Below are 8,442 nucleotides of genomic sequence, written 5' to 3' on the forward strand. Positions count from 1 at the left end.
CATATTCTGTAATGAGGTGAGCGAATGATACGAGGGAGCGTAAAGGTGCGAATTACCAAGATTTTTTTATGTGCATTGCTGATTTTCACTTGTATTATTGCTAAACTCGGTTATGAACAAATCTTTCATCATACCGATATTATGCAGAAGGCATTAAACTTATGGGAACGTGATTTTACAATAGCAGGGTTAAGAGGTTCTATCCTTGATAAAAATCATAACGTATTGGCACATGACATTCCGAGTACTTCGGTTATGGTTGTACCGGCGCAGATAAAAAAGCCAAAGGAAACTGCTGAAAAATTAGCACAGGTGCTGCAGGGTGATGAACAAAAGCTATATGAAACGATTACCAAGCATGTAAGTACCCAAAAGATTCAGCCGGAAGGGAGATTGATTAGCAATGAGCAGGCGAATCAGTTAGAGGCGATGGATTTAGAGGGAGTATATTTGGTGCAGGATTCTTTGCGAAACTATCCCAAGCATAATTATTTGGCACAAGTGTTAGGCTTTACCGGCATTGATAATCAAGGTTTGGCGGGCTTAGAGCTGCAATACAATGATGTGCTAAGTGCAAAGAGCGGAGCTTTAAATATTCCTTTTGATGCCAAGGGACATAATGTGGAATTGTATAACGAATCTTATGAGGCACCGGGGAGAGGAATGGACGTCGTATTAACAATTGATTCAAAGATTCAGGATATTGTTGAACGTGAGTTAAATAATTTGGTAAAGCGGTATAAGCCCAAAGCAGCCTTGGCACTTGCGATGAATCCGAAAACCGGAGAGATTTTAGCAATGGTATCGAAGCCGGATTTTGATCCGAATAATTATCAAGAGTACCCTAAGGAGATTTACAATCGCAATTTACCGATTTGGATGAGCTATGAACCGGGAAGTACCTTTAAATCGGTAACCTTTGCCTCTGCACTGAATCTACATTTGTTTGATATGTTCAAGGATACTTATTTGGATCGTGGCTATGAAATGGTAGAGGGGGCACGCATTAAGTCGTGGAAAGCGGGAGGACACGGACTACAAACATTTTTGCAGGTTTTGGAAAACTCAAGCAATCCCGGCTTTGTGGAAATTTCTAGACGCATGGGTTTGGAAAATCTATATGAGTATGTTATGCGTTTTGGTTTTGGAACGAAAACCGGAGTGGATATGCCGGGAGAATCAAGTGGTATTATGTTTGCGAAACATGCTATGGGACCGGTTGAGCAGGCAACGGTAGCTTTCGGACAGGGGATAAGTGTAACACCGATTCAGCTTGTTACTGCATTTTCCGCTATTATCAATGGCGGTATTTTGTATAAACCATACATTACCAAAAGTATTAATGATCCGATTACTCACGATCCGATTGTGGAGGTAAAGCCAACCAAGCAAAGAAGAGTGATTAGTGAGGAAACCAGTAAGCAGATGCGATATGCGTTAGAAAGCGTGGTTGCTAACGGTGGAGGAAAGCCGGCCTATCTTGAAGGATATCAAATCGGTGGCAAAACAGGAACGGCACAAAAGGCGGAGAATGGTGTTTATTCTCATTCAAATTATATCCTTTCGTTTCTTTCGGCTGCGCCAATGAATGATCCGCAAATTGTTTTGTATGTGGCAGCGGACAGCCCTAATAACGATATTCTATATGGAGGGACGGTAATTGCGCCGATCGTAAAGGCGTGTTATGAAGATATTTTACCATATTTAGGGATTGAAAAGGTGGAAAAGCAGATTCCTAAAAAGCTTGTTTGGCCGGAAACGGAAAATATAGTCTTACAAAATTTTGTAGGAAAAAGAAAAGAGGAAGTTCATCAAGAAGGTGTTACATTTACCTTTGTCGGAGATGGTGATGTGGTAATGGAACAGCTTCCGGCAGCAGGTACATCATTTTCTTATGAAGGTGGGGAGGCTTGGATTTATCTTGGAAACGATAACGTTCACTGATTTGTTAGCAAAGGTTGGTGTTAGTTGTAAGGATTCACGAATTGTGCGAGGGATTAGTGATGATTCACGTGAGGTGGAGCAGGATATGCTGTTTGTGGCTATAAAAGCAACAGCTATGAAAAAAGAACATATTTTGGAAGCTTTAACAAAAGGTGCTGTGGTGCTTTGTGAAAAACAACCGTTTGCTGATGCAAATATATATGAGGCAGCATCGCTTAAACAGAAGTTGATACTGCTTTTGGATACCTTATATGGACGCTATGAAGCATGTCAATGTATTGCGGTTAGCGGAACGAATGGAAAAACGAGTGTTGCTAGTTATATTGCTCAACTCTTATATATGCAAAAAGCACGAGTTATGGTGATAGGAACCGGCTTTGTAAAAGGGGAAACTATATTCTTTGAAACAAGCAATACGACACCGGGGCTTATCGCGTTAGCAAAATATTTCGATATTGCAAGGCAAAAACAAATCACGCATATCGTGATGGAGGTCAGCTCACATGCAATCGCACAAGAGCGTATTGCTAGAATACGCTTTGATGCTGTTGTTTTTACGAATATCACAGCAGATCACTTGGATTATCATATCACGAAAACACATTACCGTTTTACCAAATTTAAGCTTGCAAACTATTTGAAAAAATCAGGAGTAATTATATATAATGCGGATTATGAATATATGCTTCCCCTTGTTCACATGCAGTCGCATCGCTGTGTCAGTTATGGCTTAGGGGCTGCACATATACCGATTGAGCATGTTGTGTTAAGTGAGAGCGATATTCGCTTTTCGCTTCAAGGCTATAAGATACGTGCGCATTTGCTTGGACTGATGAATGTATATAATGTTGCGGCTGCACTTACGTTCATGCGTATTAATGATGTAGAATATGAGCAATTACAGGAAGATGTGGAAAAGCTGCGAGCGGTCAAAGGACGCTTAGAGGTCGTTTATCAAGGCAAGTTTCAGGTGTGGATCGATTATGCGCATACAGCTGCTGCACTGAAGGAAGTGCTTAGCTTTGCGAAACAGGTTGCCAAAGGACGTGTTATAAGTATTGTTGGCTGTGGGGGGAATCGTGATGTTAAAAAGCGACCGATCATGGCAGAGATTGCGGTAAAATACAGTGATGTTGCTATTTATACGAGTGATAATCCCCGCTTTGAACGTGTATGTGATATACTAAAAGATATGCATGCGGAACGCTTTTTGAATGCATGTGTTTTTGAACATCGTTATTATGCAATAAAACATGCTGTTAAAATCGCACAAAATAGTGATATAATAGTAATCACCGGTAAAGGCAGTGAAGCATTTACATCAATTTACGGAAAGCAATATCCATGCAATGATGCCACATGGGTAAAAAAACTGCTTGACCAAGGAGGAGAAACATGGAAATAAAGTATTTGCTAGCATTCGGAATCGCATTGGTATTGACACTGCTTGTCATGCCACGCTTCATTCCGTTTTTACATAAAATCAAGTTTGGACAAAGTATGCGTTTGGAAGGACCGAAAAGCCACATGGTGAAAACAGGAACTCCGACGATGGGAGGAATCGTCTTTGTATTGATACCGATTTTGGTTTTGTTGCTTTTGGATTATCAGGCATTTTTCTCTGTGGAAATGCTGATTGTCGTATTGGCTTATTTGGGATATGCTTTAATCGGCTTTATTGATGATTTTTTGATTGTTGTAAAAAAGAACAATGACGGTTTAAAGCCATCAATGAAATTTTTGTTGCAGTCTGTACTAGCTGTTATTTTTTATTTTATTTATACATCGGTAGCAGAAACAACCATTCAGATACCAGTATTGGGAATAAGTTTGGAATTAGGTATTTTATACTTTGTTTTGATTTTCTTTATGTTTACAGCGGAAAGCAATGCGGTTAATTTAACCGATGGCTTAGATGGTCTTTGTGCCGGAACGGCTTTTATCGCTATTGCTCCCTTTGTTATCTTTGCTTTGTTACAAGATTATAGTGATTTAGCGATGCTGCTTTTGGCAGTAAGCGGATCTTTGCTGGGGTATTTACGATTTAATATCCACCCTGCTAAAATCTTTATGGGGGATACCGGCTCTTTGGCGCTTGGAGGATTACTAGCAGCTAGTGCCATGATTTTAAAGCAAGAATTATTGTTGATTGTTATAGGTGGCGTTTTTGTAATAGAACTGTTATCTGTTGTTATTCAGGTAACCTATTATAAGCGAACACATAAAAGAATTTTTCGAATGGCACCTTTACACCATCATTTCGAGGAAGGCGGAATGAAGGAAACACAGGTGGTATTGATGTTTTGGTGCATAGGTTTTCTATGTGCAGTGGTCGGATTATGGTTAGGAGTCATTTAATATGAAAAAAAAGGTACTTGTTATTGGTGCGGCAAGAAGTGGCTTAGCAGTGGCACGCTTGCTACATAAGCATGGTTATCAGGTAATTTTAACGGATATGGGAACTGTAAAAGAAAAAGAAGAACTGTTAAAAGGCGGAATTGCGGTATTTGATCAAGGACACCCGGAATGTCTGTTGCATACGGATTATGCTTTTGTAGTTAAGAATCCGGGAATTAAGTATACTGTACCGATCGTGAGATATTTTGTAGAACATGAGATTGCTATCTATACGGAGATCGAGATTGCTTATCGCTATGCGAACGGTTTTCGTTATGGTGCAATAACCGGAACAAATGGGAAAACAACAATCACAACCATGCTTTATGAGATGCTGAAGAAAAAAGGACAGGCGATTGTTGCAGGAAATATCGGCTATCCTTTAAGCGAGTTAGCTTTACGCTATGAAGATGAAGTGAAAGATGTAGCTTTGGAATTAAGCAATTTTCAACTCTTGGGAATCGAACAATTTGCACCAACGGTTTCTGTGGTATGTAACTTAGCACCGGATCATCTGGATTATATGCCAAGTGTAGAAAGCTATTATGCCTCTAAGATGCGAATTTATGAAAACTGTAAGGAAGATGCTTGGTTCTTGCGTAATTTAGATGATCCAATAGTGATGGAATATGCGAAGAATATTCCGTGCAAGGTCATTGACTTTTCGCTGACACGCAAGAATTGTCCTTTACATCGGGCAAATGGAAAGGTGTATTTTGAAGATGTTGTGCTATTTGAAGAAAAAAGTTTAGCTTTGAAAGGAGATTACAATCTCTCAAATGCAATGATAGCAGCATGTATGGCATATCGCTTAGGGGTCAGCTGCGAGGATATTCAAACAGTAATTGCTCAATTTCAACCGGTAGAGCATCGCATGGAATATATCGGTGAAAAAAGAGGGGTTAAATTTTATAATGATTCTAAGGCAACCAACACACATGCAGTTGAAGCGGCATTGCACTGTTTTGATAAGAATATCATTTTATTAGCAGGTGGTCATGATAAAGGAATTTCTTTTCAAGAATTGAGTGCTTATGATAAGCGTATTAAGCTTTGTATAGCATTTGGAGAAACGAAAGATCAGTTTGTCAACGTATTCAGCCATGTGGAAACTAGAGAAACGATGCAGGCTGCACTAACGACTGCTATAGAAAAGGCGAGTGAGGGTGATGTTATTTTGTTGTCGCCGGCTTGTTCCAGCTATGATCAGTTTCCCAATTATGAGGTACGCGGGAAGTTGTTTAAGGAAATGGTACAGGCATATTTAGATGAGGAGGACATTTGATGTTAGAAATCTTAAAGGCTATTTTATATGGTATTATCGAAGGGATAACCGAATGGTTACCGGTAAGCTCCACTGGGCACTTGATATTGTTTGAAGAATTCATGCCAATGGACGTTTCACCCAAGTTTTGGAATGTTTTTTTGGTAGTTATCCAGCTTGGTGCTATTTTGGCTGTTGTTTTACTTTTTTGGAATAAGATTTTTCCATTTAATTTTACCAATAAAAACCGTCCGTTCTTAAAGTATGATATTTGGACACTATGGTTTAAAATCTTGGTGGCTTGTATTCCGGCTGCCGTTATAGGTTTACTGTTTGATGAGTTTTTAGAAGAACATTTATATAAGTCTGTTGTAGTTGCAATTATGTTGATTTTGGTGGGAATTGCATTTTTATGGATTGAAAACAATAATCGTAAAAAAACAGCTCGAGTAACTCGCTTAGAGGACATTTCTTACAAAGATGCGATGATCATCGGTGTCTTTCAGCTGATTGCGGCTATTTTTCCAGGGACTAGTCGCTCAGGAGCAACGATTTTGGGAGGCTTGATGATTGGAGTTAGCCGTGGAGTGGCGGCAGAATTTACATTTTTTCTAGCCATTCCGGTTATGGCTGGTGCTAGCTTATTGAAACTAATAAAATATGGTTTGGCATTTTCGGGTATGGAATTAACCCTTTTGGCAGTAGGAATGGTTGTAGCCTTCATTGTTTCGTTATTGGTTATTCGATTCCTGATGAGCTATATCAAAAAGCATGATTTCAAAATTTTCGGTTATTATCGTATTATCTTGGGAATCATTGTATTAGCATGCTTCTTTACAGGCGTACTAAGTATTTAAGGAAAGGCGATGAATTCGTCTTTTTTTATTGACAAATCGTTTTAAAATTGTATTATTGTATTAGATACATAATACAATAATACAAAGGAGGGAACAATGAACTTTCAAAATGAACGACCGATTTATTTGCAAATTGTAGAACAAATGGAAATGAAAATCATGTCAGGATATTATCCGAAGGGAAGTAAGCTGCCAACAGTTCGTGAATTGGCGATGCAATACAAAGTAAATCCCAATACAATGCAGAAAGCATTTGTTGAGTTGGAACAGCGAGGATTGGTTTTCGCAAAACGCACAAGTGGACGCTATGTCAGTGAAAACGAAAGTGTTATAGAAAATGTAAAGCAACAGGCAGCGAAAGCTAAAACGCAGGAATATATCCGTTATGTACGCCAATTAGGTCTTGAGGAAGAAGATATTTTGCGTCTTTTTAAGGAATGTGGAAAGGGTGAAAACGATGAGCATAGTTGAAATTAAGAATATCAGTAAGAAATTTGGTAATAAGGAAGCATTGAAAAATGTCAGTCTGACAATTGAAGAAGGAAAAATTATTGGTCTTTTAGGGACAAACGGCAGTGGGAAAACGACACTGATAAAATTGATCAATGATTTGCTTGTGCCTAGTGATGGAGAAATTCTGATCCATGGAAAAAAGCCCGGTATTGAAAGCAAACAGATGATCGCCTATCTGCCAGAGAGAAGCTATTTGAACGATAGTTGGAAGGTGTGTGAATTATTGGATTTTTTCCAAGACTTTTATAGTGATTTTGATAGGGAAAGAGCGTGTGATTTGTTAAAGGGGTTTCATATCGATATGAAGGATCGATTAAAAACGATGTCAAAGGGCACCAAAGAAAAAATACAGCTGATCATGGTTATGAGCAGACGTGCTAAACTGTATGTTTTAGATGAACCAATCGGAGGTGTAGATCCAGCAGCACGCGATTATATTTTAGATACAATTTTGAATAACTTTGAGCAAGGGGCTTCTATTTTGATTTCTACACATCTCATCAGTGATATAGAACGTATTTTAGATGACGTTATTTTTATTTCCAATGGTGAAATTATAGAACACTGTTCTGCTGACGAGATGAGAAAGCAAAAAGGAAAATCGATTGATGAAATTTTCAGGGAGGAATTTCGATGCTAAAAAAATTGTTTAAATATGATATTCGCTTTCAAATTAAGCGTGTATTACCGCTCTATTTAATTACCCTTGCCATGGCATTGGCACTTCGTTGTATGCAGTTTTTAACACAAAAGCTAGCATTTTTACAGTTTATTCTTGGTTTTATGGTAATCGGATTTATCATATTGCTTGTCGCGCTATTTTTATGGACCTTTATTGTCTCGGTTAAATATTTCTATGATACCATGCTGAAAGATGAGGCATATCTAAGGAATACGCTCCCTGTTTCACGTTCACAAATTTTCTTTTCACAGGAGCTTGTAGCTCTTTGCACACTTGGACTTGCGGTACTTGTATGTTTGCTAAGTGTTGGTCTTGCTTTTTTCACGATTGACGGCAATTCCATAATCAGTATGATAGAATTGTTGTTTGGTATCAACGGGCATATGGTGGGAATATTGTTACTAGAGACAGGAATCATGCTGCTTTGGGATTATATGGCAATTGTTACACTCTTCTTTACGGCGATGATGTTGGGGCAAACAAGACAAAGCAATAAGGTTTTATATTCAATTGCTTTTGGTGTTTTACTTTATATTTGTATGCAGTTAGGCTCTATGGTTGGTGTTTTGTTTAATATGACGGTAACTCAAGGCTATACAGAACTTGTAAATAACATGGTGTTAGAAATGGATAGTTTACAGCATATTATATTAAGTGCAATAATTAGTGAAATCGTTATTTCTACTATCTATATTGTCGGGTTCCATTGTTTAGGAGTGCATATTGCAAATACTAAGCTAAATTTAGAATAAAGGATAATTAAAAAAACAAGAGCTACGTAAAGT

At 38.3% G+C, this 8,442-nt stretch carries 8 protein-coding genes; all 8 read left to right on the forward strand.

Features of this window, described 5'->3' with window-relative positions:
• The first annotated feature begins 24 nt into the window (after nucleotides 1-24).
• The 8 genes from EUBDOL_RS07305 to EUBDOL_RS07340 all read left to right on the forward strand — a co-directional run bounded on the left by EUBDOL_RS07305 (nucleotide 25) and on the right by EUBDOL_RS07340 (nucleotide 8,409).
• The gene (locus tag EUBDOL_RS07305) at nucleotides 25-1,944 is read left to right on the forward strand and encodes a penicillin-binding transpeptidase domain-containing protein (protein WP_004800156.1); all 1,920 of its coding nucleotides are present in this window, start codon (nucleotides 25-27) and stop codon (nucleotides 1,942-1,944) included.
• The gene (locus EUBDOL_RS07310; RefSeq protein WP_235713704.1) at nucleotides 1,922-3,349 is read left to right on the forward strand and encodes a UDP-N-acetylmuramoyl-L-alanyl-D-glutamate--2,6-diaminopimelate ligase; all 1,428 of its coding nucleotides are present in this window, start codon (nucleotides 1,922-1,924) and stop codon (nucleotides 3,347-3,349) included. Before EUBDOL_RS07305 ends, EUBDOL_RS07310 begins: the two co-directional genes overlap by 23 nt.
• Nucleotides 3,340-4,302 carry a phospho-N-acetylmuramoyl-pentapeptide-transferase gene (gene mraY / locus EUBDOL_RS07315; protein ID WP_004800159.1) on the forward strand — a complete coding sequence of 321 codons (963 nt, stop codon included), beginning with the start codon at nucleotides 3,340-3,342 and terminating at the stop codon, nucleotides 4,300-4,302. The genes EUBDOL_RS07310 and mraY overlap by 10 nt, the downstream gene beginning before the upstream one ends.
• Nucleotide 4,303: 1 nt before the next feature.
• Nucleotides 4,304-5,626 (forward strand): UDP-N-acetylmuramoyl-L-alanine--D-glutamate ligase, encoded by a 1,323-nt coding sequence (gene murD, locus EUBDOL_RS07320; protein WP_004800161.1) that lies wholly within the window; start codon nucleotides 4,304-4,306, stop codon nucleotides 5,624-5,626.
• A complete protein-coding gene (locus EUBDOL_RS07325; RefSeq protein ID WP_004800164.1) occupies nucleotides 5,626-6,462 on the forward strand; it encodes an undecaprenyl-diphosphate phosphatase in 837 nt (278 codons plus the stop codon). The genes murD and EUBDOL_RS07325 overlap by 1 nt, the downstream gene beginning before the upstream one ends.
• A 96-nt stretch (nucleotides 6,463-6,558) precedes the next feature.
• Nucleotides 6,559-6,933 carry a GntR family transcriptional regulator gene (locus tag EUBDOL_RS07330; protein WP_004800166.1) on the forward strand — a complete coding sequence of 125 codons (375 nt, stop codon included), beginning with the start codon at nucleotides 6,559-6,561 and terminating at the stop codon, nucleotides 6,931-6,933.
• The gene (locus EUBDOL_RS07335) at nucleotides 6,920-7,615 is read left to right on the forward strand and encodes an ABC transporter ATP-binding protein (protein WP_004800167.1); all 696 of its coding nucleotides are present in this window, start codon (nucleotides 6,920-6,922) and stop codon (nucleotides 7,613-7,615) included. The genes EUBDOL_RS07330 and EUBDOL_RS07335 overlap by 14 nt, the downstream gene beginning before the upstream one ends.
• A complete protein-coding gene (locus EUBDOL_RS07340; protein WP_004800169.1) occupies nucleotides 7,609-8,409 on the forward strand; it encodes a hypothetical protein in 801 nt (266 codons plus the stop codon). Before EUBDOL_RS07335 ends, EUBDOL_RS07340 begins: the two co-directional genes overlap by 7 nt.
• Nucleotides 8,410-8,442 lie beyond the last annotated feature (33 nt).

The organism is Amedibacillus dolichus DSM 3991, from assembly GCF_000154285.1.
GTDB classification, from domain to species: Bacteria; Bacillota_I; Bacilli_A; order Erysipelotrichales; family Erysipelotrichaceae; genus Amedibacillus; species Amedibacillus dolichus.